Annotated in this window: 23 protein-coding genes; 8 read left to right on the top strand and 15 right to left on the bottom strand. The window is 64.8% G+C overall.

What is annotated here, in order from left to right; genetic code table 11:
- Positions 1–6: 6 nt before the first annotated feature.
- The 13 genes from CK228_RS27585 to CK228_RS27525 form a co-directional block, all read right to left on the bottom strand.
- On the bottom strand, positions 7–1,314 hold the full coding sequence (locus CK228_RS27585) for an ABC transporter substrate-binding protein (protein WP_095789855.1): 1,308 nt from the start codon (positions 1,312–1,314) through the stop codon (positions 7–9).
- A gap of 66 nt (positions 1,315–1,380) precedes the next feature.
- A complete protein-coding gene (locus CK228_RS27580) occupies positions 1,381–2,199 on the bottom strand; it encodes an SDR family NAD(P)-dependent oxidoreductase (protein WP_095789854.1) in 819 nt (272 codons plus the stop codon).
- A 70-nt stretch (positions 2,200–2,269) separates the two neighbouring features.
- Positions 2,270–3,157: an intradiol ring-cleavage dioxygenase gene (locus tag CK228_RS27575; RefSeq protein WP_095789853.1), complete on the bottom strand. Its 888-nt coding sequence runs from the start codon at positions 3,155–3,157 to the stop codon at positions 2,270–2,272.
- A gap of 10 nt (positions 3,158–3,167) precedes the next feature.
- Positions 3,168–4,922, bottom strand: a complete 1,755-nt coding sequence (locus CK228_RS27570; protein WP_095789852.1) for an FAD-dependent monooxygenase — start codon at positions 4,920–4,922, stop codon at positions 3,168–3,170.
- Positions 4,922–5,971 carry a branched-chain amino acid ABC transporter permease gene (locus CK228_RS27565; RefSeq protein ID WP_095789851.1) on the bottom strand — a complete coding sequence of 350 codons (1,050 nt, stop codon included), beginning with the start codon at positions 5,969–5,971 and terminating at the stop codon, positions 4,922–4,924. The genes CK228_RS27570 and CK228_RS27565 overlap by 1 nt, the downstream gene beginning before the upstream one ends.
- Before the next feature lie 7 nt (positions 5,972–5,978).
- Positions 5,979–6,842 carry a branched-chain amino acid ABC transporter permease gene (locus CK228_RS27560; protein ID WP_095774995.1) on the bottom strand — a complete coding sequence of 288 codons (864 nt, stop codon included), beginning with the start codon at positions 6,840–6,842 and terminating at the stop codon, positions 5,979–5,981.
- 58 nt (positions 6,843–6,900) lie between these two features.
- Positions 6,901–7,608 carry an ABC transporter ATP-binding protein gene (locus CK228_RS27555; protein ID WP_179296069.1) on the bottom strand — a complete coding sequence of 236 codons (708 nt, stop codon included), beginning with the start codon at positions 7,606–7,608 and terminating at the stop codon, positions 6,901–6,903.
- Positions 7,605–8,324 (bottom strand): ABC transporter ATP-binding protein, encoded by a 720-nt coding sequence (locus CK228_RS27550; protein ID WP_210202904.1) that lies wholly within the window; start codon positions 8,322–8,324, stop codon positions 7,605–7,607. The genes CK228_RS27555 and CK228_RS27550 overlap by 4 nt, the downstream gene beginning before the upstream one ends.
- A 56-nt stretch (positions 8,325–8,380) precedes the next feature.
- Positions 8,381–9,655 (bottom strand): ABC transporter substrate-binding protein, encoded by a 1,275-nt coding sequence (locus CK228_RS27545; RefSeq protein ID WP_095789849.1) that lies wholly within the window; start codon positions 9,653–9,655, stop codon positions 8,381–8,383.
- Positions 9,656–9,681: 26 nt separating this feature from the next.
- Complete coding sequence (locus tag CK228_RS27540; protein WP_245438131.1) at positions 9,682–10,743, bottom strand: maleylacetate reductase; 1,062 nt, start codon at positions 10,741–10,743, stop codon at positions 9,682–9,684.
- Positions 10,743–11,402, bottom strand: coding sequence for a phospholipase (locus CK228_RS27535; protein WP_095774999.1), 660 nt, complete (start codon positions 11,400–11,402; stop codon positions 10,743–10,745). Before CK228_RS27535 ends, CK228_RS27540 begins: the two co-directional genes overlap by 1 nt.
- Entirely contained in the window at positions 11,399–12,358 is a 960-nt protein-coding gene (locus tag CK228_RS27530) for a VOC family protein (protein WP_095789847.1), read from the bottom strand. Before CK228_RS27530 ends, CK228_RS27535 begins: the two co-directional genes overlap by 4 nt.
- 3 nt (positions 12,359–12,361) lie before the next feature.
- Positions 12,362–13,267 carry a dioxygenase gene (locus tag CK228_RS27525; RefSeq protein ID WP_095789846.1) on the bottom strand — a complete coding sequence of 302 codons (906 nt, stop codon included), beginning with the start codon at positions 13,265–13,267 and terminating at the stop codon, positions 12,362–12,364.
- A gap of 93 nt (positions 13,268–13,360) precedes the next feature.
- Between CK228_RS27525 and CK228_RS27520 the strand changes: the two genes are divergently transcribed.
- The 8 genes from CK228_RS27520 (at position 13,361) to fabG (ending at position 22,518) form a co-directional block, all read left to right on the top strand.
- The gene (locus CK228_RS27520) at positions 13,361–14,311 is read left to right on the top strand and encodes a LysR family transcriptional regulator (protein ID WP_019859771.1); all 951 of its coding nucleotides are present in this window, start codon (positions 13,361–13,363) and stop codon (positions 14,309–14,311) included.
- 237 nt (positions 14,312–14,548) lie between these two features.
- Positions 14,549–15,406, top strand: coding sequence for a glycosyltransferase family 2 protein (locus CK228_RS27515; protein WP_245438130.1), 858 nt, complete (start codon positions 14,549–14,551; stop codon positions 15,404–15,406).
- On the top strand, positions 15,403–16,356 hold the full coding sequence (locus tag CK228_RS27510; RefSeq protein ID WP_095789845.1) for a glycosyltransferase family 4 protein: 954 nt from the start codon (positions 15,403–15,405) through the stop codon (positions 16,354–16,356). Before CK228_RS27515 ends, CK228_RS27510 begins: the two co-directional genes overlap by 4 nt.
- Before the next feature lie 296 nt (positions 16,357–16,652).
- Positions 16,653–18,923, top strand: a complete 2,271-nt coding sequence (locus CK228_RS27505) for a propanediol/glycerol family dehydratase large subunit (protein WP_095789844.1) — start codon at positions 16,653–16,655, stop codon at positions 18,921–18,923.
- Positions 18,920–19,339 carry a diol dehydratase small subunit gene (locus tag CK228_RS27500; RefSeq protein WP_095789843.1) on the top strand — a complete coding sequence of 140 codons (420 nt, stop codon included), beginning with the start codon at positions 18,920–18,922 and terminating at the stop codon, positions 19,337–19,339. The genes CK228_RS27505 and CK228_RS27500 overlap by 4 nt, the downstream gene beginning before the upstream one ends.
- A 9-nt stretch (positions 19,340–19,348) precedes the next feature.
- On the top strand, positions 19,349–20,047 hold the full coding sequence (locus tag CK228_RS27495; RefSeq protein ID WP_095789842.1) for a cysteine hydrolase family protein: 699 nt from the start codon (positions 19,349–19,351) through the stop codon (positions 20,045–20,047).
- 99 nt (positions 20,048–20,146) lie between these two features.
- Positions 20,147–21,673: an APC family permease gene (locus CK228_RS27490; protein WP_095775006.1), complete on the top strand. Its 1,527-nt coding sequence runs from the start codon at positions 20,147–20,149 to the stop codon at positions 21,671–21,673.
- An 80-nt stretch (positions 21,674–21,753) separates the two neighbouring features.
- On the top strand, positions 21,754–22,518 hold the full coding sequence (gene fabG / locus CK228_RS27485) for a 3-oxoacyl-ACP reductase FabG (RefSeq protein ID WP_095789841.1): 765 nt from the start codon (positions 21,754–21,756) through the stop codon (positions 22,516–22,518).
- 6 nt (positions 22,519–22,524) lie between these two features.
- Here the strand turns inward: fabG and CK228_RS27480 are convergent, their stop codons facing one another.
- Together CK228_RS27480 and CK228_RS27475 are read right to left on the bottom strand one after the other, a co-directional pair.
- Positions 22,525–23,529, bottom strand: coding sequence for a phosphotransferase enzyme family protein (locus CK228_RS27480; RefSeq protein WP_245438129.1), 1,005 nt, complete (start codon positions 23,527–23,529; stop codon positions 22,525–22,527).
- A gap of 120 nt (positions 23,530–23,649) precedes the next feature.
- Positions 23,650–24,933, bottom strand: a complete 1,284-nt coding sequence (locus tag CK228_RS27475; RefSeq protein ID WP_095789839.1) for an aspartate aminotransferase family protein — start codon at positions 24,931–24,933, stop codon at positions 23,650–23,652.
- Positions 24,934–24,976 lie beyond the last annotated feature (43 nt).

The raw sequence follows: 24,976 nt of genomic DNA, 5'->3' as shown, positions 1-24,976 counted from the left end.
CTCATGTCACCAGGCGATCGGCTTGATCGCCTGTTGGGGCGCGAAGAGTTGATTGACCGTGTTGTCGACGATCTTCAGGTCGTAGGGCCATTTCTCGCCCTTCACCCACTGGCCGCCGAAGATCGGCGTCTTGCAGATGTTCTTGTGCGGCGAACCGTCGAACTTGATGTGGCCGACCAGCGCCTGCAGATCGGTGGCGACCAGCGCGTCGCGGTTGGCCTGGCGGTCGAGCGGATTGGAGGAGCGCTTCAATATGTCGAGCGCGACCTCGAGCAAGGCATGCGAATAGCCCAGCGGCTGCGTCCACTGCCGCTTCGCATCGGCTTCCCACTGGTCGGCGATGTCGCGGCTGACCTGCCCGGTCAGCGACGACTTGAACGGGAAGGCCGGCGTCCACCACACCTCGGAGGACATGCCGGCGCCGAGCGGACCCATCGCCTCGACACCGCCTGGGAACAGCAGCGCCGCCGCCACCGTGACCGCCTTCGGCTTGAAGCCCTGCTGGTTGCACTGGGTGACGAAGGTCTTCAAATCGTCCGGATAGGTGATGCCGCCGATGATGTCGCAACCCTGCTTCTTGAATTCGGATATCTGGGCGGAGAAATCATTGGTGCGCGGCTGGAAGTAGCCGGGCACGACGACGTCGTAGCCGGCCTTGCGGGTCGGCGCCGGCAGGCCGTATTCGTCATTGCCCCAGGTCTCGCCGTCGACGTTCTGGGGAAACAGCATCCCGACCTTCTTGTTGGTCTCCAGATGGTTCCAGAGCCCGACGAAGGTATTCAGCGCTTCGTCGAGACCCCAGAAGAAATGGTAGGTCCAGTCGAAGGTCTGCTTGCCGCCGCCGCGCGGCATGATCACGGCCTGCCAGGGCGCGCCCGAGGAGATGCACGGCGTCTCATAGAGTTCCGACTGTTCGGCCGCGGGCAGGATCGTGTCGGTGGTCGAAGCCGGAACGAGCAGGTGCACCTCGTCGTTCAGGATGAGGTTGCCGGCGATTTCCGATGCCTTGTTCGGATTGGACTGGCTGTCGCGATCGAGGATCTCGATCTCGTAGGTATTGCCGTTGGCGCATTGCAGCTGGCCGCCGAGCAGGGCGCGGATCTTCTGCAAGGTGTAGCCGTCCGTCTCGCCGAAGAGGGCGAGCGGACCGGTGGTGGGGCTGAGATAGCCAAGCTTGATCTTGCCAGCGGTCGCGGCGCGCACATAGCGCGGCATGGCCAGCGTACTGGCGGCCGCAACACCGGCCCCAATCCCCTTCAGCACGGTCCGGCGGCTGGGCAAACCCGATTTCACGAGTCTGTTGTAGTAGGTCATGTCATTTCCTCCCTGGGTTAATCCGGCCCGTCCCCTCGACGAGACCGGCGTCGGTTCAAAGCTCCTTCAAGTCATGCGCAGCAGCGAGCCGCCATCGATGACGATCAGCGAGCCGGTGACGTAGGACGCGGCGGGCGACGCCAGGTATAGCGCCAGCCCCTTGATCTCCTCCGGATCGCCGATGCGGCCGACGAGCGACTGGGCCTCGAAGGCCTGGCGGTCGGCCGGATTGCGCAGCCGGCCACCGGCGATGTTGGTGATGAACGGGCCGGGCAGAATGGCGTTGATGCGGATGTTGTAGGCGCCGAGTTCCATCGCCATATGGCGCACGAGATGGTTCACCGCGGCCTTGGCGGGCATGTAGGGCGTGCCCACGATGCTCTCGTTGATCAGCGAGGCGATGGACGACGTGACGATGATCTGGCCGCCGCCATTCGGCTTCATGTGCCGGACGGCATGCTTGATGGTGGTGTAGACCGAAGTCAGGTTGATCTCGATCACCTTGTCCCAGTGCTCGTCAGCCAGGTTCTCGATGGCGCCCTCGGGGTTCCTCTCGCCGGTCGGGCTGTTGAAGCCCGGTCCGGCGTCGATCCCGGCATTGGCGAACACGACATCGATCGAGCCCGCCTTGTCGGCCACCTTGTCGAAGGCTTGGGCCATCGCCGCGCGGTCGCCGACATCGACGACCTGGCCCCAGACATCGCCGCCCGCGGCCCTGATCGTGGCGACGGTCTTGTCCAGCCCGGCGGGGTTCAGGTCAAAGATGCAGACCTTCGCGCCATGCTCGGCCATGATCTCTGCATAGGCCTGGCCGATGCCGCTGGCGCCACCGGTGACGATCACCGACTTGCCTCTGACATCGAACATCTTCTGAAGTGCGGCCATCAGTTTCCTCCCATTTTTACGCGATACCGACCTGCGTGCGGGCGCCTTCGCGGCACCCACGGCGCGGGGGTCACTTCTTCTTTCGCGAAAGCACGAAATCGAACTCGACGTCGTAGAACGGCGCGGCAACCTTGGCCTTCGCCGCGGCTTCGGCATCCTCGACCTTGCGGAACTCGGCGAGCAGGCTCTGCTTCACCCCGAAGACGGCGTCCGTATCGATATACGGGTCGTCCGGATCGAAGATGTGCGTGGTCAGCGCGTCGAAACCCTCGGCCTCGACGATGTAGTGGAGATGCGCCGGGCGATAGGGGTGGCGCCCCAGCGCGCCGAGCAGCTTGCCGACCGGCCCGTCATCCGGGATCGGGTAGTATTTGGGCTTCGCGCCGCGGAACCAGTAGCGTCCGTCCGCACCGGTGCGGAAGACGCCGCGCAGGTTGAAGTCGGGCTGGATGCCCTTCTGCTGCACATCGTAGAAGCCCTCGTCATTGGCCTGCCAGACATCGATCTTGGCGCCAGCGATCGGGTTGCCCTCGGTGTCGAGGATGCGGCCATGCACGAACATCGGCTCGCCCTTCTGGTCGAGGCAGATGTTCGAGCCCATCGGCAGTTCGGGCGCGTCGGCGACATGGAATGGCCCCAGCACGGTGGATTCCGAGGCGCCGGACGGCTTGCGGTTGTTGATCGCGTCGACCAGCATCGAGACGCCGAGGATATCCGACAGCAGGATGTACTCCTGCCGCCACTCGTTGCAGATCTGGCCCGTCCGCGTCAGGAACATGATCGCCTCGAACCATTCCTCCTGCGTCGGCTCGATCTCCTTCACCGCCTCGTGCAGCTTGCGGGTGATGACCTCCATGACCTGGCCGAGCCGCTGGTCCTTGGCGTTCTTGTTGCGCGCCACGACGACTTCGGCCGAGTTGGCTTCAGTGAAATAGCCGTGTTCGTGTTCGTCGGTCATGGGATCCTCCTCAGCGCGCCAGAACGGATTTGAAGACGCGGCGCAGCTCGGTCGCCGGATCGGCCGCCAGCGTTTCGGAACGCCAGGCGACGTGATGGTCGGGGCGCACCACCAGGCAGCCGGAGTCGCGGATTTCGCGTGCGCGCGCCCAGTCGCCGGTATGGTCCTCGATCGGGCGGCGCGGGCCGATCACATGGGTGCGGATCGGCAGACCGAGTTCCGCGGCGACCATTTCCGCGGCGGCGAGCCACGCCTCGCCGCCAATGCCGGTCAACAGCGTGAACTCGCCATGTCCGCAAAGGTCGAGTGTCGAGAGCTTCCTGCCCGCGCGCTCGAACACCCAGACATGCGGCAGGCGCGCGCCGGGCCAGGTCGTGGGCGCATAGTGCAGCTCGCGATCCTTCTCGAAAGCCGGCTCGGGGTGGCCGTCGGTCACCACGGCGCCCGACGCATAGCGATGGTTCATCTCGACGCCGTGGGCGTCGAACTCGTATTTCTTGAAGGCGATGGCCTTGCGCAGCGCCTCGCGCTGCGCTTCGGCCGCCGGGCTAGCGTCTGCTCGGGCCTCCATGTTCCTCTGGATCTTGTCGTGATCCACGCCGCCATCCATGCCGAGCGCCTCGAAGATCGGGCCGAACTCGGCGATCGACTGGTTCGCGCGCGTCACGATCTGGCGCGCGATCGGCGCACGCTCGGCCGAGTAGCTGTCCAGCAGCCCGATCCCCGCCTGCCCCTTGACGACCTTGGCGAGTTTCCAGGCGAGGTTGAACCCGTCCTGGATCGACGTGTTGGAGCCAAGCCCGTTCGAGGGCGGATGCCGGTGCGCGGCGTCGCCCATGATGAACACCCGCCCCTTCTGCATGTGCGTGGCGAAGCAGTTGTTCACGGTCCAGGTGTTGGCACCCAGGAGCTCGATCTCGAGCTCGGGATCTCCGACCAGCTGGCGCGCGACGCCGGTTGCCAGTTCGGGCGTCACATCGGGCGGCGGCTGGTTGATGTCGTAGCCCCAGACGATGAGCCACTCGTTCCACGGCCGCACCATGCGAACGAGACCCATGCCGATCCCGCCGACATCGGCACCGGGCTGCATGACCCAGTAGAGGACGCTTGGCCGGTGCGCGACGTATTTCGAAAGATCGGCCCGGAACAGGATGTTCATCGACCCGCCGACGCCCATCTTGCCCTCGAAAGGCAGGCCCAGATGCTCGGCCACCAGCGAGTTGCCGCCATCGGCGCCGACGAGGAACTTCGACCGCACGGTGAAGTCCCTGGCCGACAGCCTGTCGCGGCAGGTCGTGGTGACGCCGTCCGCATCCTGGACATGGCTGACATATTCGGTGCTCATGCGCGCCTGCGTGCCGCGCGCGCACGCCGTCTTGAACAGGATCGGCTCCATGAAGGTCTGCGGCAGATCGTTCATGAAGGACGGCGACGACTGGAGATGTTCAGCCTTGGAGAGCGGGTCGGTGCCCCAGCTTTTCATCCGGCCAAGCTCTTCGCCGGCCAGGCTTTCGCAGAACACGTTCTCGCCCATCAGCTCCTGCGGCGAGGCGTGCATCACGGCCTCGGCCTCGACCTCCGGCCCGAGGTCGCGCAGCACTTCCATGGTGCGCTGGTTGGTGATGTGGGCACGCGGCGTATTCGACAGCCAGCGGTAGCGGTTCACGACCATGTTGGCGACGCCGGAGCTGGCGAGAAGTGCCGCCGTGGCCGAGCCGGCCGGGCCCGTGCCCACGATCAGCACGTCGGTTTCGATATCCGCCATCAAATTCCTCCCTCGATCTTCGGACCGGCCAGCCTGCGGCGGACCGGAAACAGGTGCAGGCCGGTGCGGGCCGAAATCAGCCCCCACAGCCCCTTCGGTGCGAACAGCATCACCGCGATGGCGGCGAGGCCGAGTGTCATCAGGTACCAGCTGCCGTAGTCGGCCAGCGCCGAACGCAGCGCAAAGAACACCAGCACCCCGACGATGGGCCCCTCGATGGTGCCTATGCCGCCGATGACGACGATGAAGATGACATAGGCCGTCCAGTCGGTGACGGCGAAGGCCGCCTCCGGCGAGATGCGGGCCGTCTGCACGAAGATCAGCGCGCCGGTCAGTCCGGTGGCGGCCGCGGCGATTAGAAACACCGCCCATTTGAGCCGCCCGACATCGACGCCGACCGCCTGGGCCGCATCGACATTGTCGCGCACGGCCGCCAGCGCCAGCCCGAGGCGACTGCGCAGCAGCCAGTAGATGCAGCCGGTGACGGCCACGGCCAGCGCCAGCGCCAGCCAATAGGCGAGAATGTCGCGGGCGGCCGCCTCGCGCACGCCGAACAGCGTCCGGATCGCATCCGTGCCCATGATGTTGCTGGTCGCCTCGCGTGGCAGCGAGGTGCCGGTGCCGCCGCCGAGCGCCTTCCATTGCGCGATCAGCAGCCGCGTCACCTCGGCGATCACCCAGGTGCCGATGGCGAAGTAAGCACCCTGCAGGCGGAAGGCGAAGAAGGCCGTGGGAACGGCCAGAGCCAGCGCCGCAAGGCCGCCCAGCAGGATCGCGGCAACCGGGTTCCAGCCGAGCAGGATCACGCCAGCGAACATCGCATAGGCGCCGATGCCGACGAATGCCTGCTGACCCACCGAGACGAGACCGCCATAGCCCGCCAGCAGGTTCCAGATCTGCGCCAGCGTCAGCATGGTGAGAATGAAGAACAGGTCCTGTATGACACCGCGCGAGGTCACGGCGGGCAAGGCGAGCCCGGCCACGACGAGAACAATCACGGCGATCTCCGTGGCAGTTCCGGCGCGGGTGCGGGTTGTCAGCCGATACATGCCGCCCTCAATCCACTGCGCGCGGGAACAGGCCCCGCGGCTTGAGCAGCATCACGGCCAGAAAGGCGATGTGGCCCGCCAGAATCTGCCATTCCGGATTCACCGCCGCGCCGGCCGTCTGGGCCACGCCGATGATGATCCCGCCCGCAAGCGTTCCCCACAGGCTGCCGAGGCCGCCGATGATCACCGCCTCGAAGGCATAGATCAGCCGCGCCGGCCCGATCGAGGGATCGAAGTTCGCCCGCATGCCGAGATAGAGCGCCGCCAGCGTCACCACGACCATCGCGATCCCGGTGGCGATGGCGAACACCCGTTTCGGCTCGATCCCCATCAGGCCCGCCGTCACGGCGTCGTCCGAGGTGGCGCGGAAGGCACGGCCGAGGGCGGTGTGATAGAAGAGCCCGTTCAAGGCCACGATGGCGCAGATCGCGGACGCAAAGGTCATCAGCGGCATCACGCCCACCGTGACCAGCCCGAGATCGAGCGAGGCCCCCTCCAGCGCGCCTGCCGGAATGCGCCGGCTGTCTGCGGAAAAGGCTTCGAGCAGCCCATTCTGCAGAGCAACCGACAGGCCGAACGTGACGAGAAGCGGCGGCAGGATATCCTTGCCAAGCACCCGGTTCAGCACGGCGGCCTGCAGCAGCCAGCCAAGCATGAACATCACCGGCATGGCGATGAGCGCGGCGACCCAGGGCGACAGGCCAAGCAGCGTGACGCCCATCAGCACCAGATAGGCGGCAAAGACGATAAGGTCGCCATGGGCGAGGTTCACCAGCCGCATGATGCCGAAGACCAGGCTCAGCCCCGCCGCGAACAGCGCATAGAGCCCGCCCAGCAGCATTCCCTGCACGAGGGTGTCCAGCCAGATCATCGCCGCGCCCCCGTCATCAGGCGGCGGGAAAATTGCGCGGGCATGCAGGGCTGCCTCGTCATGCCGCCACTCCGAAATAGGCGGAATGGATTTCTTCGCGCGTGACATCGGCCGCCTTGGCGACCAGCGTCACCCGGCCCTCCATCATGCAGTAGACGCGGTCGGCCACCGCCAGCGCCTTGCCGATGTCCTGCTCCACCAGCACGATCGCGGCGCCGCTTTCGCGGACCTTGGGAAGTGCTGCGTAGATGTCGCGGATGACGACGGGCGCGAGGCCGAGGCTGATCTCGTCGCACAGCAGCAATTCAGGATTGGACATCAGCGCCCGGCCGATCGCGACCATCTGCTGCTGGCCGCCCGAGAGCGCCGTGCCGGGGTTTTTGCGCCGCTCGCGCAGGATCGGGAAGAGGTCGTAGACCGACTCCAGGCTCCACGGCCCCGGCGCCTTGCGCGCCTGCCCGCCGATCAGCAGGTTTTCCTCAACGCTCAGCGAGGCAAAGAGCCGGCGCCCTTCCGGCACCATGGCGATGCCGCGCTTCATGATCTCGGCCGAGGACAGCGCGCCGATGGGCTCGCCCCGGTGCAGAACCATGGCGGCCTCGTTGCGGATCACGCCCGTGATCGAGCGCATCAGCGTGGACTTTCCCGCGCCGTTGGCGCCGATGATCGCCACGCACTCGCCCGCCGCCACGGAGATATCCAGGCCGAACAGCGCCCGGAACTGGCCGTAATTCGCGGTGAGGGCGCGCGTCTCCAGCAGCATCAGACCTCGAGCCCCAGATAGATTTCGCGAACCTGCTGCGAGACCATGATCGCGTCCGGCGCGCCGATCCCGATCACGCGCCCGAAATCCAGCACGAGAAGCCGCTCGACCACCGACGTCAAAGCATGCAGCACATGCTCGATCCAGATGATCGTGGTTCCCTTGGCGTGGATGGCCTTGATCGTCGCGACCAGCGCCTTGCATTCGCCCTCGGTCAGCCCGCCCGCGATCTCGTCCAGAAGCAGCAGCTCGGGTCCCGTCGCCAGGGCGCGGGCGAGCTCCAGGCGCTTGCGGTCGAGAAGGCTCAGCGATCCGGCCAGCACATTGGCCTTCCTGAGAAGTTCGGTCTCTTCGAGGATACGCGCGCAATCGTCGACCATCTCGGCCTCGCGGCCGCCCCGGCCGAACGCGGCTGCGGTCAAGAGGTTCTCGAACACGCTCAGCCCCTCGAAGGGCTGCGGGATCTGGAAGCTGCGGCCGACACCCATGCGCACCCGATCCATGGCCGGGGCGCGGGTTACGTCGCGGCCGAGGAGTTCGATGCGGCCCTCATTGGCGAGCAGATTGCCGGTGATCAGGTTGAAGAGCGTCGACTTCCCCGCCCCGTTCGGGCCGATGATGCCCAACGCCTCGCCGCGCCGCACCGAGACGGTTACGCCATCGGTAACCTTCAAGGCCCCGAAGAACTTCGAGACGTTTTCCAGCCTGAGTATCATCACTGTCATCCTCGGGTCGCGCCGAACGAGGGCGGCGGCATCCGCCGCCCTCTGCGGCGTCAGGCCAGGGCTTCCATCTTGCCTGCGGTCGGAATCTCGGACGCGGTGGCGTTTTCGACGATCACCAGATCGAAGCCGCCGCTCGCCTTCTTGCGCCACTGGCCGCCGACGAGCGGCGTCTTGCAGACGTTCTTCGCCGCGAACGGCGGCAGCCCCGCGCCGCCCCAGGCCACCTTGCCGACCACGGTCGTCATGTCGGTGGCCGCGATCGCCGCCGCGATCGCCTCGGCATTCGACGGATCCGAAACGCGGCCCATGACATTGGCCGCCACCTCGAACAGCGAATGGACGAAGCCGATCGGCTGGGTCCACGGGCGCCCGGTCTTGGCGGTGAAATCCGCCGTCAGGTCCGCTGAACTCTGACCCGTCACCGACGACTTGAACGGATGCGAGGCCGACCACCACACCTCGGACGAGAGGTTGTGGCCGGCGTCGCCGAGCGTCTCGACCGATTGCGGGAAGAGGATCGCCTTGGCCACCGTCACCGCCTTGGGCTTGAAGCCTTGCTGGCGGGCCTGGTTCCAGAAAGTGGTGAAGTCGGGCGGAATGACGACGCCGGTGACGATCTCGGCATTCGCCGCCTTGAAGGCGTTGACCTGCGCGGTGAAATCGTCCGAGAGGTTCTGATAGCGGCCGGGATCGCTGAGGCTGAAGCCTGCGGCATCTAGGCCGGGCTTCAGCCCGTTCTTGGGGTCGCCCCAGGCATTGCCGTCGGCATCGTTGGGGAACAGCCCGCCCACCTTGCCGTTGGAGGAAAGCTGCTTCCACATGCCCGTGTAGACGGCGATGATGTCTTCGAGGCCCCAGAAATAATGATAGGCGAACTTGAAAGGCTTCCACGACGACGGATCGGCCGGATTGCCCTGTTGGCCAATGAACCAGGGCTGCCACGGTGCCATAGTCGAGATGACGGGCACGCCCTCCGCCTCGCAGGTGGTGGCGACAGGGTTGGTGTTCTCGGGCGTCGAGCCGACCAGCATCAGGTTGATTTCGTCGTCGACGATCAGGCTCTTCGCCACCTCGGCCGCGCGATTGGGGTTCGACTGGCTGTCCTTGACGATGACGTCGAAATTCTTGCCCGCCTCGGATGCGAGGAAAGCCTTGATGTTGTACGCATCACTTTCGGCGAAGCCGGCGAGCGGCCCCGTCTGCGGCGAAACATAGCCCAGGCGAATCTTGGCGCCCTGCGCGAGCGCCGGCGTCGCCAGCCGAGAACCGGCGAGCGCAAGACCTGTCGCCGCCGACGCTTTCAGTAAGCTCCGTCTTGTAATCATCTGCTCTTCCTCCCTCTTGCCTCTTGTCAGCCCCCTGGACGGCGTCCCTCAAACGCCGCCTGGAGGAGTTCCCTTATCGACCCCAAGTCGATTGGCCTCGGATTCGCATAGGCGTTCCTCACCGCGATCGCCGCCGCGCGGTCGAGATCGGCTTGCCTGATGCCGATCTCCTTCAGGCTCAGCGGAGAGCCGACGGAGCGTGCGAAATCCCAGAGCCCGCCGCCCGCCGAGCCACCACCGAAGGCTTCGGCCATCGGCCGCAGCAGATCTGGCACCGCCGCTTCGTTGAAGGTGGTCGTGTAGGGCAGCAGGATGGCGTGGGTTTCGGCATGCGGCGTGTCGAACGAGCCGCCGAAGACATGCGCCAGCTTGTGATGCAGCGCCATCGAGACATAGCCGAGCGCGGTCGAGCAGCACCAGGCCGCGTACAGCGCCTGCGTCCGCGCCGCGCGGTCCTGCGGATTGTCGATCAGCCGCGGAATGCCGTCCCGGAACGCAGCCATGGCATCCCTGCACATCAGCACGATCACCGGGTTGCGGTCGGGGGCGTAGAAGGCCTCCATGGCGTGGGCGATCGCATTCATCGCCGAAGTGACGGTGAGACCAACCGGGAGGCTCAGTGTCAGATCGACGTCGTAGATCACCGTCTCGGGACGGATGTCCGGCGAGCGGCGTGTGGTCTTTTCGCCGGCCGCCGTCTCGCCGAGGATGTCGGTCATTTCCGAGCCGGCATAGGTGGTCGGGATCACCACCTGATCGGCGCCGGTGCGCACGGCGATGGCCTTGCCGAGCCCTGTGGTCGAGCCGCCGCCGAGGCTGACCACCGCCGTGGCGCCGCTGGCGCGGAAGGCGTCGACGGCATTTTCCGTGACCTCGACGGGGGTATGCATGACCGCGCCGGCAAAGACCCCGGCGGCGAGGCCGCCAAGGCTTTGAGCCAGCTTGTCCGCATCGGCCTTCTGATGTGGCGTCGACAGCACCAGCGCCTTGTCATGGCCGAGCCGCCGCACCTCCTCCTCGGCGCGGGCCATCGTGCCGGCACCGAAGATCACCCGCGTCGTGAGCCCGGGAAAGGTGAAACTGTCCATCATCGCGCCGCTCCCATGCGCGCACCCCGGCCGGCCTCCAGGTCGGCGATGATGGTGCCCAGCATCGCAATCTCGGCATCCGAAACCTCGTGGCCCCGGCCGGGGAACAGATCGGCCCGCAGGCTCGCGCCACTGCGGCCTAGCGACTGCGCCGTATCGGCGAAGGCCGAGACCGGAATCCAGGGATCGGAATCGCTACCGGAAAGATAGACCGGCACGCCGGCCGGCACGGCTTCGGAGCGCCCGTCCGCCGGCACACCGACGCGGCAGCCCGTGAAGGCGGCAAGCGCGTCCGGCGGCGGCAGCCCGGCGCAGAGATATTCGATCGACAGGCATGCTCCTTGCGAGAAGCCCGCCAGAAGCAGCGGCAGTCCGGGCAATTCCGCCCGCGCCGCCACCACAGCGGCCGCCAAATGGTCGAGCGCGTCGGAAAGGTGCGCGCGGGCGACCGGCGTCAACGGGTCGACGGCGCGCGCCTCCCACCATGTGCCGAGCGGCGCGCGCGGCAGGATGAATGCCACGGCAGGCGCGGAAAGCCGCGACAGCACATGCGACTGCATCTCCTCCGGCGATTGGCCGCGGCCGTGAACGAAGACGCAGATCGCCTTCGCTTGCGCGCCCTTTGGCCCGAGCCGGAGTGGACCGCTGCCTGAACTCACGCGAAATCCGCCTGTTCCAGACCGGCCTGCAATTCGCTCTCGCGGTCCTTGAACCATGGTGGGAAGACCAGCGTCTTGCCGATCTGGCCCGGGGGTTCGTCCTTGGCCCAGCCTTCCGGCGTGGTCCAGGCGAGTTCGAACAGCGCGCCGCCGGGCGAGCGGACATAGCAGGACTTGAAGTAATTGCGGTCCTTCTGCTCCGAGATATCGGTGAAGCCGAGGCCCTCGATATGAGCGCGCAACTTCAACTGGTTCTCTTCGTCGCCCGTGTTGAGGGCGAGGTGGTGGATCGTCCCGCCCGCCAGCGTCCAGGTGCCTTGCGCGCTGTCGCGATCGACGATCACCTCGACCCGCTGATTGACGCCGGTCGCGTCCGGCACGCGGAACACCAGTCCCTCGTGATTGTCCGCCTCCTTCTCCAGCGGCAATGCGACGGTCAGGAAATCGTCCATCGCGGTGCGATCCATCACCGCCACGACGGCGCCGTAGATGCCCTTGATGCCGTGGGCCTTGCCGATGCCCTGCGCCTCGTTGGTGATGGGCGTGCGCGGATCGCTGTCGCTTTCCACCAGCTCATGCGGGATGCCGCAGGGATGCGCCAAAGCCACGCGGTCGGCGCCAAAGCGTGTGATCTTGGTGGCCTTGATGCCGCGCGCGTTCAGCCGGTCCACCCAGAAATCCGCCGCCCCCTTGGGGATGGATTGCATGATGGTGCGCGACTGGTTGGTGCCGCGGCGGCCATAGACGCCCGGCTTGCGGAACGGGAAAGTGGTGATGATCGTCGAAGCATCGCCGTCGGGCGAGCCGTAATAGAGGTGATAGACCGGGATGACGCCGTCGAACAGGACGGTGCGCTTCACCGAATGCAGGCCGAGTGCCTTGGTATAGAAATCAAAATCTTCCTGAGCGCCATCAGTCGACAGCGTCAGATGGTGGTAGCCGCTGACACGGGCCATCGGTCATCTCCTCCCAGAGGTTTCGGTTTCGCCCGGCCGCTGCGGGCAGAGCACGAGATTGAGGTCGAGTGCGTGCTTCCGCTTTCCTCCATGGGGCGGCAGCGCGCGGAACTCGGCCATGAGTTCGGGTTTGACCCCGAAAATGGCATCCCGGCCGATCGCGGGGTCCGACCGGTCGAAGATGTGGGTCGTCAGCGTTTCGAAGCCCTGTGCCGAAACGCGAAAATGGATGTGTGCCGGCCGCTCGAGGCCAAGACCGAGCGCGGACATCAATTGACCGACAGGGCCGTCCGCCGGCAGCGTGTAGCCCTTCGGCTTGACCGTCATGAAGCGGAACCGCCCCTGCGGATCGGCACGGAAGCGTCCGCGCAGGTTGAATTCCGGTTGTCTGTCCGGTTCCTGGTTCTCGTACAGGCCCTCGGCATTGGCCTGCCAGATCTCGACCATAGCATCGCCGATCCCCGCGCCGCCGAGCGCCACGATCCGCCCTGTAACCTCCAGCGGCTCGCCCTTGTGGTCGCGCGAAATGTTCCCGCCGAGCGGCATTTCCGGCACATCGGCCCGGTAGAAAGGTCCGGCCAGGGTGTTGGGGGTCGCCCCGGCGGGGCGCGGGCTGTTTTGATCCTCGATCAGCGAGGACACGCCCAGCACATCGGCGAACAGCACCCATTCCTGGCGCCGCGCATCGGCGTAATGGCCTACCTCGGTCAGGAAATCGATCGCCAGCCGGAATTCCTCGCCGGAAGGCCGCAACTCCACTATCAGCGCGTGCAACCCATCCACGGCCGCCTGCGCCGCCGCCACCAGGCGGGACTGGCCCATCGCCGCCAGGCGCCGCGCGAATTCTTCGGCCTGCGTCGAGATCGCCTTGGGAAATTCATCCCTCTGGGGGTCGTGCTGGCCGTCCATTTCGCCGGGGCCTCCCTTCCCCTTGCCAAACGGGATAACACGGCCCGACGCGATGCTTGATGAGATGTCGCGCCCCTTGTATAGCATTTTGCTATGAAGCTGAACGAGCGCCACCTGATGCAGCTCGCCGCGGTGCTGGATGCAGGCGGCGTGTCGGAAGGAGCCGCCATGCTGGGCCTGACCCAGCCCGCGGTCAGCCGATCGCTGGCCATGCTGGAGGCGCGGGTCGGCGAGCCCCTCTTCCTCAAGGGCCGCCGGCCGCTGCAGCCGACACCGCTCGGTTTCCAGCTGGCGGCGCAAGGGCGCACGATCATCACGGCCTCGCGCAAGGCGTCGGATGCGGTGCAAGGCTTCATGAAAGGCACCAAGGGTGTCGTCCGCGTCGGCGGCGTGCCTTTCTTCATGGATGCCATGATCAGCCGGATGATCGGCGAATTCCAGAAGCTCGAGCCTGAGGTCACCGTCCAGCAAAGCTATATGAACCTGCCCGAGATGGTCGCGGCGCTGGAGAGCAACCAGATCGACCTCGGGATCGTGCCGATCGGCGTGCTCGACCTCGGACCCGGCTTCGAATTCACCGAGATCCTGCCCGGACGCAATGTCGTGGCTTGCCGGCCAGACCATCCGCTGCTGCGCAATCGCCGCCTCAGGGCGCATGACCTGACCAGCTTTCCCTGGGTGGCGCCCCTGCCCGGCTCTCCGCTGATGTCGGACCTGCAGATGATCCTGATGAGCATCGGCATGTCGGACCTCAACGTGCGCTATTCGGGCGGCTCGCTGATGAGCGTGATCAACTTCCTCGCCGAAACAGATGCACTGGCCGTGCTGCCATTTTCCGTGGTCTTCGCGCAGCGCAAGGAGAACCGGGTGACGGTGCTCCCCTACGAAATCCCGCAGCCTAGCCGCTCACTGGGCATCCTGCGCCGTGTTGGCGGGCCGCGCTCTCCGGCGGCGGAGCGCTTCGCCGGCCACGTCACGACCGCCTTCGAGAATCTGAAGCACATCATAAAACGGCACGAGAATGCCGTCATCTGGGGTCGCTAGAGCAATTCACCGTTTCACGGAAACGACGCCACAAGCGGCCGTCTGGCCTGTTTTCCGAATACGCATATTGCCGAGACTCGCGATCGCGACGGGAACCGCTGTGAGCGGTTGCACTTAGGGTGACGGCGCGTTGGCATGGCGGGTCTGAGTCTTTAGACTTGTCATTTCGGCCAAGTTCAGTAATTGCGCCAGTTGACCGGCCAGCATCCGGAAGCACACAACGAAGGATTGAGGAACTTGGTCGAACTCAACACCAACATTGCGCATGCCGCGCGTGATCGGAAATCCCCGCGAGTCGTCGCAGTCCTTACAACACGCAACGAGGAACGGTTCGTCGCCGGATGTCTCGAGAATCTCTTTCGTCAAGGCGTACAGGTCTACATTTGCGACAATCAGTCGACGGACCGAACGCTGGAGATTGCCCAGCGCTACCGCGGGGCAGGGTTGATAGGATTCGAAAGCATCCCGCACAACGGCTGGTATTGCTGGGAACAGCTTCTTCGTCGCAAAGAGGAACTATTTCAGTCGCTCGAGGCTGACTGGTTCATGCATCTTGACGCTGACGAGATCCATCTTCCGCCGACTTCGTACTCATCGTTGGTCTCCGCCATTGCGGCAGCCGACGCACTTGGCTTCAATGCGATCGAGTCTTCCGAGTTCACGTTCATTCCCACCAGGGAAGCCCCCGACCACGACAATCCCAATTATCAAGACACGCTGCGCACCTACTACCCGTTCCGGCCGTTCTCCCCACACTGCGTCCGTGCGTACAAGAAACAGGACGGCCCCATGGAGATTGCGTGGTCAGGGGGCCATCGCGTGCGCTTCGTGGAGCCGGTGAGGCTCTCCCCCGAGCGTTTTCGCATGAAGCATTATCTGTTCCTGAGCGCGGAGCACGCCGCGCGCAAGTATGGTGGCCGCCGGTTCCTGAGCGAGGAGGTCAATGGTCGTGGTTGGCACGGATGGCGACCCCGCTTGCGACCAGGCGATATCCAACTGCCGGACACTACCCAGGTGCGCACCACCGCGACGGACGATGATCTGGACGAGGCCAATCCATGGTTGGCGCATTGGCTTGAGCGGTACGCCTCGTGAGCGATGGACACCTCCCCCGCATCCTGGCGATCGCGGACCGACCCGGCTGGGCGATCGATAGAAAGACCCAGAATCTCCGGCGCGTGCTGGCAAGGAAGTTCGAGATCGTCGAACGATTTCAGCATGATGTGACTGAGTCCGACGTGAACGCCGCGGATGTCGTGCTCATCTTCTATTGGTTCCAGATCGCGAAGCTGCCTCTGCCGGAATCGGTCCTCGCCCGGCGCTCTGACAGGCTGCTCATCGGGATCTGCAGCCACAGGGAGATGGAGGGCGAATTCCGCGAGCCCGGGCTCGCTATCCTGCAGCGGTTGGCGCGCGCCGTCTTCGTCAACAATCGGCAGCTCGAGCGCGAATACGCTCCTCTACTGCGTATTCCGGTCCACTACACGCCCAATGGAGTCGACACGACATTCTTTTGCCCCCGGCCAGAGCCGCAACCCTATTCTGGCGAGCTCCGCGTCGGATGGGCGGGAAGTCTCGGCAACCATGGTCCGGCACATCGCGGCTTCCACGACGTCATCGAGCCCGCGGTCGCTGCCGTGCCGGGCGTGCGACTGCAGACTGCGATTCGGGAGCAGCACTGGCGCAACCATGACGAAATGCTCGACTTCTACCGGGATCTCGACGTTTATGTCTGCGCCAGTCGCAGCGAAGGCACACCCAATCCTTGCCTGGAGGCGGCGGCGTGCGGTGTCCCCGTGGTGACGACCCGTGTGGGAAACATGCCCGAGCTGATCCGGGATGGCGACAACGGGCTGTTCTTCGATGGAACCGCGGAAGGGCTTGCGAACAAGCTCGCCCTGTTGCGGGACACGCCATCGCTCCGGTCGCGGATGGCCGCCCGCATGATCGAGACGATCCGGGAGTGGGATTGGGGCGTGCAGGCGGAGAACTACGCGCACATGTTTACCTCGTTGCTCACCGCAGCGGAGCGGTCGGGCCGGTGAGACGTGCGGCTTCAGACGTGCCCGGCCAAACCTGATCTTTGGCGGCCGAATTCGATGCCGAAACACGTCGCGCCATGCTCCAGCAAAACGAAATAAATGCCGTATGACCTGTGGCACCGGCAGCCTCTGCCGTCGGTGGATTTCGAGCGCCTCTGCTGCGAAGATCGACAGGATGGCGAGCAGCTTCGGGTATTTTGAGCCTGCGGCGTGCGCCCCCTTGGCCGGCGGTCGATCCAGGGTCATTGTGTGGCGGGTAAGCTTTCACTAGTCTTTCGGCTGGGTCGAGGATCGCACGCATGACGCCGAAACTGAACCGCTGGAAGCGCTTCGCAGACTGGGACGAGCGGCCGTTGCGGCTGGACAAGTTTGCGGCGGAAGACCCCGCCAACGGCTTCTCCGCTTTCTCCAGTCCGGCCGATCCCCAACCCGGCATCGGCATCAGGGACGGGCGCGTCGTATCCCTCGATGGGGTGCTCGAACACGACTACGACATGATCGACCGCTTCATCGCCCGCCATCACATCGATCCGGAGGTGGCACCGGAAGCGATGTCGCTGGATTCGGCGACCGTCGCACGCTGGCTGGTCGACATGAACGTGCCGCGCGAAACGCTGGTGCGGCTCGCCCATGGCATGACACCCGCCAAACTCGCCGAAGTGGTGTCGCAGCTCAACGCGCTGGAGATCGCCTTCGCCTACTCGAAGATGCGGGCCCGCAAGACGCCGGGCAACCAGGCGCACGTCACCAACGCCAAGGACGATCCGCTGCAGCTCGCCGCCGATGCCGCGACCGCCGTCGCCTTCGGCTTCGACGAGATCGAGACAACGATGCGCGTGTCGCGCAACGCCTGGTCCAACGCAGTGGCATGCGCGGTAGGCGGCGCGGTCGGCCGCTGGGGAACGCTGTTCCAATGCTCCAGCGAGGAAGCCGAAGAGCTGCGCATCGCCATGGCCGGCTTTACCTCCTACGCCGAAACCGTTTCCGTCTACGGCACTGAAAAGTCGTTCACCGATGGCGACGACACGCCGTGGTCCAAGGCATTCCTGGCCGCCGCCTACGCCTCGCGCGGCGTCAAGATGCGCTGTACGTCGGGTGCCGGCTCCGAGTTGCTGATGGGCTTCCATGAAGCCAAATCGCTGCTCTACCTGGAAGCGCGCTGCCTCTGCCTGCAGCGCGGCATGGGTGTGCAAGGCACGCAAAACGGCGGTATCGACGGAGCGCCTTTGACCGCCACCATACCCGGCGGCGTTCGCGAGCTGATGGCCGAGAACCTCATCGCCGTCTGGCTCGATCTCGAATGCGCCTCGGGCAATGACGCGCGCTCGACCGAATCGGAAATTCGCGTCGGCGCCAAGATCCTTCCCTACCTGATTGCCGGCTCGGATCTGATCTGCTCCGGCATGGGATCGATCCTGAAATACGACAATTCGTTCAACCCGTCGCTGATCAACGGCGAGGAACTGGAAGATTATCTTGTGCTGCAGCGCGATTTCGAGGCCGATGGCGGATTGACGCCGCTGCCCGAGTCGCGCGCGATCGAGCTGCGCGAGAGGGCGGTGGAAGCGATCGCCGCCGTGTTCGAGGAACTCGACCTTTCCTCACCGACCGAGGACATGAAGAGCAGCGTGGTCTACGCGTCCGGTTCCGACGATACGCGCAGCCTGATGCCGCGCGACGTCAGCTTTATCAGCGAAGCCATCAAGGAGCGCGGCATCACCGTGATCGACGTCGTCAAAGCGCTGGCCAAGGGTGGATTCCGCGAAGAGGCGGAGAACCTCCTCGACGTGGTCAAGCTGCGCCTTTCCGGTGACTATCTCCAGACATCGGCGATGATCCGCAATGGGCGGATCGTCAGTGCGGTCAACGATCCAAACGACTATCTCGGCCCCGGTTCCGGCTACCGCGTGTCTGAAGAACGGCGCCTGCAGCTCAATGACATCCGCGATGTGCTGGACCAGAAGGAGGTGCTGCGCTCGGAAGCCCTGCACGAGAAGGACGAGGCAAGGCACATCCGCTATCGCAACCTTGGGCCGGCGGCCAACGGATCGGCGAAGGACGATGTGGTCATCGGCATCAGCCCGGCCTTCGGGCTGAAGCTTTACCGGACGACGGCCGGACATCGGCTCTCCGAAGTGCTCGGCGCCATGCTGGATGCGATCCAGGCACGCGGGCTCAAGGCGCGCGTCGTCCGCTTTCGCCATACGGCCGATACCTCCTTCCTCGGCCTGTCCGCCGCCCGGATGGCCGGCAGCGGCATCGGCATCGGCATCCAGGCCAAGGGCACGGCCGTCATCCACCAGCGCGATCGCCAGCCGCACAACAATCTGGAACTGTTTTCCAATGCGCCGATCACCAGGCTCGAGCACTATCGCGCGCTGGGTGCCAATGCGGCGGCCTATGCGCTGGGCGAAATGCCGGAGCCCGTCGTCGTGCCGCAGCGGGGCGAGGCCATGGGGTCTCGCTACCACGCCCGCGTCGCCCTCATCTACGCCATCGAAACCGGGCTGACCGAGGCCGGCGCGGCTCCCGAAGAGGTCGACGTCACCCTGACGGGGGTGAAATCGTGACCCACACGCGCGCCGACTATCCGCTCGCCGAAACACAGCCCGGCGCCGTGACGGGCAAGCGCGGCAAATCGCTTGCCGAGATAACGCTGGATTCGGTGCTCGCGGGCGACGTGACGATGGAAGACCTTCGCATCACCCCGCAAGCGCTGCAGGCACAGGCCGATGTGGCGCGCGATGTCGGACGGCCGACACTGGCACTCAACTTCGAGCGTGGGGCGGAGCTTGTCGAGGTGCCGCAGGATTTCATCATGCAGGTCTATGAACTGCTGCGCCCCGGCCGCGCCAAAGCCAAGGAAGAATTGCTCCAGGCCGCCGCCACGATGCGCGATACCTACCAGGCCGAACGCATCGCCCGTTTCATCGAGGAAGCCGCCGAGACCTACGCGGCGCGAGGCCTCTTCACGTTCCGCTTCTGAAAGGACCGCATGAGCTGGAAAACCGGATTCCGTTCGCTCTACTATCTCGGCGCGCCCGAGCCGGATGATCCGGTTCTGGTGCCGGCGCAAACCGCCATCCTGGTCATCGACGTTCAGAACACCTACCTGGAACGGCCGGATCGCGCATCGCTTTCGCCGCAGGAACAGCACCGCTACGATCTGTGGACGCCGTTCCACGAGCGCATGCACGGCACGGTCATACCGAACACGGCAAGACTGCTGGCGCTGGCACGGCAAAACGGCATCGAATGCCTTTTTGCCCGCATCGCCTGCCACACCAAGGACGGGCGTGATCGCTCGCTCTCTCAGAAAATGCCGGGCTGGAACAATTTGCTGCTGCCGAAGAACGACGCACCGTCGCAACTGGTTGCCGAGCTTCAGCCGGCCGGTGACGAGATCGTGGTGACCAAGACCACCGATTCCGCCCTGACGGGAACGAATCTGCGCCTGATCCTTCACAATCTCGGCATCCGGAATGTCATCTGCTGCGGTATCTTCACGGACCAATGCGTGTCCTCGACGGTGCGAAGCCTGGCGGATGAGAGCTATGCCGTCATCGTTCTCGAGGATTGCTGCGCGGCGGCGACCGAGGAGCTTCACCGCAAGGAGCTCGAAATCATCAACATGATCTATTGCCACGTGATGTCGAGCGGCGAGCTATGCAAAATCATGGCCTTGGCAAAGTGACGCTGCGTCCGTACTGTCATGGCGGCACGAGCAGGCCGGGACACATCGGCCGCCCTGTGCGGGGAACTGCATACAGCTGTCACGAATGGAGAGGGCTTCATGGCCATAGAAACTGCACGCGGGACGATCGACGTCTCGAAGAGTAACAGCATCAACCTTTTGCACTCGAAGGCCGTTGGGCTCGCCGGAGTGCTCTTCCTGGCCGTCACCGGCGCGGCGCCAATGTCGGCGATGCTGGGCAATGTCCCGTTCGCGGCGGGCTACGGCATCGGCAAATATACCCCTGCCGCCTTCCTGATGGCGACGATCGTGCTGACCATCTTCTCGATCGGCTATGCCGCGATGGCATCGCGCGTATCGTCCGTCGGCGGCTTCTACTCCTTCATCAGCCAGGGGCTCGGCCGCGAGGTCGGCATGTCGGCGGGCATCGGCTCGCTCGCATGCTACTCGCTGTTCGAGGCTTCCCTCACCGGGCTGTTCGCCTTTTTCGGCAATCTGTGGCTTTCGCAGCATTTCGGCATCAACGTGCCGTGGATCGTGCTCGCGCTCGCCATGATCGTGGTCATCGCGGCCCTCGCCTACCGCGATGTGAAAGTGTCGGCACGGCTGCTCGGCATAGCCCTCATTCTGGAAGTGATCATGCTGGTGATCTTTTCGCTGGGCGTGATCTTTGCCCATGGCGGGACGAATTTTTCCGGCGATTCGCTCAATGTGTTCAAGGTGTTCACGCCTGTCGCCGAGCAGACAGTCGGAACCGTGGCCATACCGGCGGGCGCGGCGGCGGTCGGCATCTTCATGGCGTTCTGGTCGTGGGTCGGCTTCGAGATGGCGCCGAACTATGCCGAGGAATCCCGCGATCCGAAGCGCATCATTCCGCAATCGCTGCTGATTTCGGTCATCGGCCTTGGCCTGTTCTACACCTTCGTCAGCTGGTGCGCGGTGGCGGCCTATCCGACCGAGGCCGACATGGTAGCCAAGGCCTTCTCCGACGGCGTGAACTTCTTCCTGACACCCATTCAGAGTTTTGTCGGTGGCTGGGGCTACCAGTTGATGTCGCTGCTCATCCTGACCAGTTCCTTCGCCTGCGGCATGGCTTTCCACAACACCGCTTCCCGCTATCTGTATTCGCTGGCGCGCGAAGGCGTCCTGCCGCAGGCGATCGCCGAGACGCATGACCACCACAAGAGCCCGCACAAGGCCTCGGCGCTGCAGTCGGTGCTGGCGGCGGTATGGGTGCTGCTCTACGGTCTGGCCTACGGCTTCGACGATCCGTCGGGACAGGCCTGGCTTGGCGTCTATACGCTGTTTGCCGTGCTTGGCACCGGACTGCTTTTGGTGCTGCAGGCGGTTGTCTCGCTGGCCATCTACATGTGGTTCAAGAAGAACGGCGGCGGCAGCATGCTGACGACTGTCATTGCGCCGTTGATCTCGCTCGTTGTGCAGTTGGTCCTCGTCTACACGCTGGTCGCCAATCTGGCGACTCTGGGCGGCACCAATGGCTTTGCCAGGAGCATCCCCTATGTCGGGCTTGCGATCCTTATCGTCGGCCTGATCTGGGGCTTCGTGCTGAAGTCGGCCAACCCCAAGGCGTATGAGAACATCGGTCACATGGTGAACGAGGGCTAGGGCATTCCTCGCCCTGGATTTCCAGCGTCAACGGGGACGGAGCATCACTCTGTCCCCGTCTCATTTTGGAGCTTCAAGTCATGACCCAGTCTCTGAGGGGTCGGTCCGTCGTCGTTACCGGCGGGTCGAAAGGCATCGGCAAGGGCATAGCGCGGGTGTTCGCGCTGTCGGGCGCCAAGGTCGCCATCATTGCGCGCCATGTCGATCAGGCCGAAGCCGCGGCCGCCGAGATCGGCCATGGCGCCTTTGGCATGGTTGGCGACGTTACCTCGCTCGCCAGCATCGAGAGCGCGCTTGCCGCGGCAGCCGCGAGAAACGGCAGTATTGACGTTTTGTGCGCCAATGCCGGCATCTTCCCGCAGGCACGGCTCGAGGACATGACCTCACAGCAATGGGACGAGGTTGTCGACACCAACCTCAAGGGCACCTTCCACGCTGTCAAGGCGGCGGTTCCCTATCTCAAGGCATCCGACCAGGGCCGCATCGTGCTGACGTCGTCGATCACCGGCCCGATCACCGGTTTTCCCGGCTGGTCGCACTACGGCGCCACCAAGGCGGGACAGCTCGGCTTCATGCGAACGGCCTGCATCGAACTGGCGAGATACGGCATCACCGTCAACGCCGTCATGCCCGGCAACATCGTGACCGAGGGCCTTGTCGGCCTGGGCGGGGACTACCAGAAGACCATGGCCGCCTCGATCCCCCTCAAGCGGCTCGGAAGCGTGGAGGACATCGGCTACGCCGCGCTCTACTTTGCGTCGAAGGAAGCCGGCTACGTGACGGGACAGACAATCATTGTCGATGGCGGCCAGATCCTGCCGGAGAGCCTGGAGGCACTGGCATAGGGTGGTTCAAAACTTGCTCAGATAGGCCTCGCACAGTCCGACCGTTCCCTCGGTATAGGGAAGGCCCATCGACTTGGCGAGGTCTGTCTCGGCGTGCGAGCCGATCCACGCGACCAAGAGCAGACGGCGCAGCATCACGAAGGTCTGGATCTCGTCTTCGTCCGCCCTGGGCAGGTCAAGCACACGGCGATAGCCGGTCGTCCATGACCGGATGAGATCGGCTGCCTGTGGCTCGTGCTCGTAGAAAGAGATGGGCGTCGCCGCGTCGTACATGTACCAGCCGAAGCCGCAGTCGTCGAAGTCGATGACCTTCACCGTCTTGCCGTCGATCAGAAGGTTGGCGAGCCGCAGATCGCAATGGATGAGGCCGAAGCGGTCATGGCCCTTGCCGAAGGCGGCGAGCCGGCGGCCGATCAGCTCCGCGGTGCGGCCAAAAAGCCTGGCTTTCGCGGCATCGACGCCGATGCCGTCACGCCAGCGTCCCCAATGCGGCCTCTCCTCGCCGAGGCTTGTTTCGAAATCCCACACAGGGCGGCTGAACCAGGAAGGGCGCTTCCACTGCCGGGTGTGGATGTGCATGCGGGCCGTCACCTCGCCCAGCAGTTCGAAAGGTTCGCCAAGCGCCTCGCCTATGCCCGGCTCCGAACCGGTCTCCCATTGCGACAGCACGACATTGCGTGGTTGCGCCAATCTGGCATGGCCGACACGCTGGATTTGCTCACCGTCCTTCCCCGCCACCGGCACGGGCGTCGGGACGATCCCGGTCTGGCGCAGATCGGTCAGCCAGGCCAGTTCAGATTGAATGGCCGTCGTTGAATGGTAGCCGTCGCGATGGATGCGGAGCGCCCAGCGCCGGCCGTCGCGGGCCGCAATCTTGTAGGTCGCGTTCTCCGACAGATTGATCATCTCGACGGAAACGTCCGCCGGCAGATCGTAGTTGGCGGTGGCCGCTTCCGCCGTTTCCTGCAGGATCCCGAGTTGCTGGTCGTGGGTGAGCGCGTCGAAATCCATCACTGTCCATCCTGCCCTATCCCAGCACACCTGCCCCATGCCGGAACCCGCGCGATCCCGGCAAGCCCAGCCGGCCGTTCGCACTGGACGCCTGACAATTTCAACGAGGGTTGGACCATGTCAACTCGCCTTGCCTGCCTGATGCAGCAACGCCCGCGCGCGCGGCATTGCCGCATCGAAGCGATCCATGATGTCCCGGCAGGTCTCGCGGTCCAGAAGAACGCCGGGCTTCCATTGCAGCACCCGCTTGTCGAGCGACGAGAAGATCGCCCAGACGCCCTGCTCGTAGAGCGCACGCGACACGAAGACGGCGCCTTCCGGATGATTGCTGAATTCCAGCCCGAGGATCACGCCTTTCTGGCGTACCCCGGTGAAGATATCGCCGTGACGAACCTGCATCTCGCGCATGGCCTGCGCCATGAACTCGGTTACTGTGCCGACATTGGCCACCAGTTCGGGCCGCTGCAGCATCTCGATGACCTTGTGGCCGACGACACAGCCGAGTTCGGCCCCGCCGGTCGTCGAAATGTGGGCTGCCCCATCCTCGTTGAGCCAGCCGCCGGCTCTGTCGTTCACCAGCGCCGCGCTGATCGGATAGAGGCCGCCGGACAGGCCCTTTGCCGTCACCATGATGTCCGGCTGGACGCCGTAGGCCTGCCAGCCCCACATGCTGCCGGTGCGCATCAGGCCAGTCTGGACCTCGTCGGCGATGTACATCGCGCCATGCGTTTCGCACAGCGCCTTGCAGGCGGTGAGATAGCCATCCTTCGGCATCGGGAAGCCGTAAGTGGCGGGGATTGTCTCCATGATCAGCGCCGCGACGTCTTCGCCCTTGAGCACCCGTTCCATGGCGTCGATATCGTTGAAGGGAACCTGGATGAACGTCTCCGGCTGGTCGGAGAGAAAGATCTTGGTGAAGCGATCGTCGCCGGTCGCCACGGCGAGCCCCGAATGCCCGTGATAGCCCTTGATGATCGACACGATCTTGCGCCGCTTGGTGGCATAGCGGGCGCTCTTGATGGCGATGTCCACCGCCTCCGCGCCGCCCGGCGCGAAGATCGCGTATTTCATTCCCGGCGAGACATTGACGAGGGATTCCGCCAGCGCCGTTCGCGCCACGGAAGGGAACCAGTGGTTGCCGATGTCGAAATAGTCGAGCGCGCTCTTCAGCGTCTCGACCAGCTCCGGATTGCGGTGACCGAGATTGTAGGTGCCGCCATTGAGGTGCAGGTCGATCAGGCGCCGCCCCGTCATGTCGTAGAGGAAATAGCCCTCTCGCCTGCCGATCACTAGATCGATCCCGGCCTTCTGCCAGAACCTGGTCTTATCGGGGTTCCAGAAACGCATTGCCTTGTCGAAAAAATCCTGCTTCGACTCGAACTCGAAGGGGCCGAAGTCGTACATGCCTGTCTTGTCCTCAAGGGTTGATCGGGCGAGGCTCGCGCGA

The organism is Mesorhizobium sp. WSM4312, assembly GCF_002294875.1.
Classification (GTDB): domain Bacteria; phylum Pseudomonadota; class Alphaproteobacteria; order Rhizobiales; family Rhizobiaceae; genus Mesorhizobium.
This window is presented reverse-complemented; position numbering and strand designations above follow the sequence as displayed.

Coding starts and splice junctions, on each gene's coding strand:
- CK228_RS27585 (WP_095789855.1), bottom strand. CDS start 1,314: ATGACCTACTACAACAGACTCGTGAAATCGGGTTTGCCCAGCCGCCGG.
- CK228_RS27580 (WP_095789854.1), bottom strand. CDS start 2,199: ATGGCCGCACTTCAGAAGATGTTCGATGTCAGAGGCAAGTCGGTGATC.
- CK228_RS27575 (WP_095789853.1), bottom strand. CDS start 3,157: ATGACCGACGAACACGAACACGGCTATTTCACTGAAGCCAACTCGGCC.
- CK228_RS27570 (WP_095789852.1), bottom strand. CDS start 4,922: ATGGCGGATATCGAAACCGACGTGCTGATCGTGGGCACGGGCCCGGCC.
- CK228_RS27565 (WP_095789851.1), bottom strand. CDS start 5,971: ATGTATCGGCTGACAACCCGCACCCGCGCCGGAACTGCCACGGAGATC.
- CK228_RS27560 (WP_095774995.1), bottom strand. CDS start 6,842: ATGATCTGGCTGGACACCCTCGTGCAGGGAATGCTGCTGGGCGGGCTC.
- CK228_RS27545 (WP_095789849.1), bottom strand. CDS start 9,655: ATGATTACAAGACGGAGCTTACTGAAAGCGTCGGCGGCGACAGGTCTT.
- CK228_RS27540 (WP_245438131.1), bottom strand. CDS start 10,743: ATGGACAGTTTCACCTTTCCCGGGCTCACGACGCGGGTGATCTTCGGT.
- CK228_RS27530 (WP_095789847.1), bottom strand. CDS start 12,358: ATGGCCCGTGTCAGCGGCTACCACCATCTGACGCTGTCGACTGATGGC.
- CK228_RS27525 (WP_095789846.1), bottom strand. CDS start 13,267: ATGGACGGCCAGCACGACCCCCAGAGGGATGAATTTCCCAAGGCGATC.
- CK228_RS27520 (WP_019859771.1), top strand. CDS start 13,361: ATGAAGCTGAACGAGCGCCACCTGATGCAGCTCGCCGCGGTGCTGGAT.
- CK228_RS27505 (WP_095789844.1), top strand. CDS start 16,653: ATGACGCCGAAACTGAACCGCTGGAAGCGCTTCGCAGACTGGGACGAG.
- CK228_RS27495 (WP_095789842.1), top strand. CDS start 19,349: ATGAGCTGGAAAACCGGATTCCGTTCGCTCTACTATCTCGGCGCGCCC.
- CK228_RS27490 (WP_095775006.1), top strand. CDS start 20,147: ATGGCCATAGAAACTGCACGCGGGACGATCGACGTCTCGAAGAGTAAC.
- fabG (WP_095789841.1), top strand. CDS start 21,754: ATGACCCAGTCTCTGAGGGGTCGGTCCGTCGTCGTTACCGGCGGGTCG.
- CK228_RS27480 (WP_245438129.1), bottom strand. CDS start 23,529: ATGGATTTCGACGCGCTCACCCACGACCAGCAACTCGGGATCCTGCAG.
- CK228_RS27475 (WP_095789839.1), bottom strand. CDS start 24,933: ATGTACGACTTCGGCCCCTTCGAGTTCGAGTCGAAGCAGGATTTTTTC.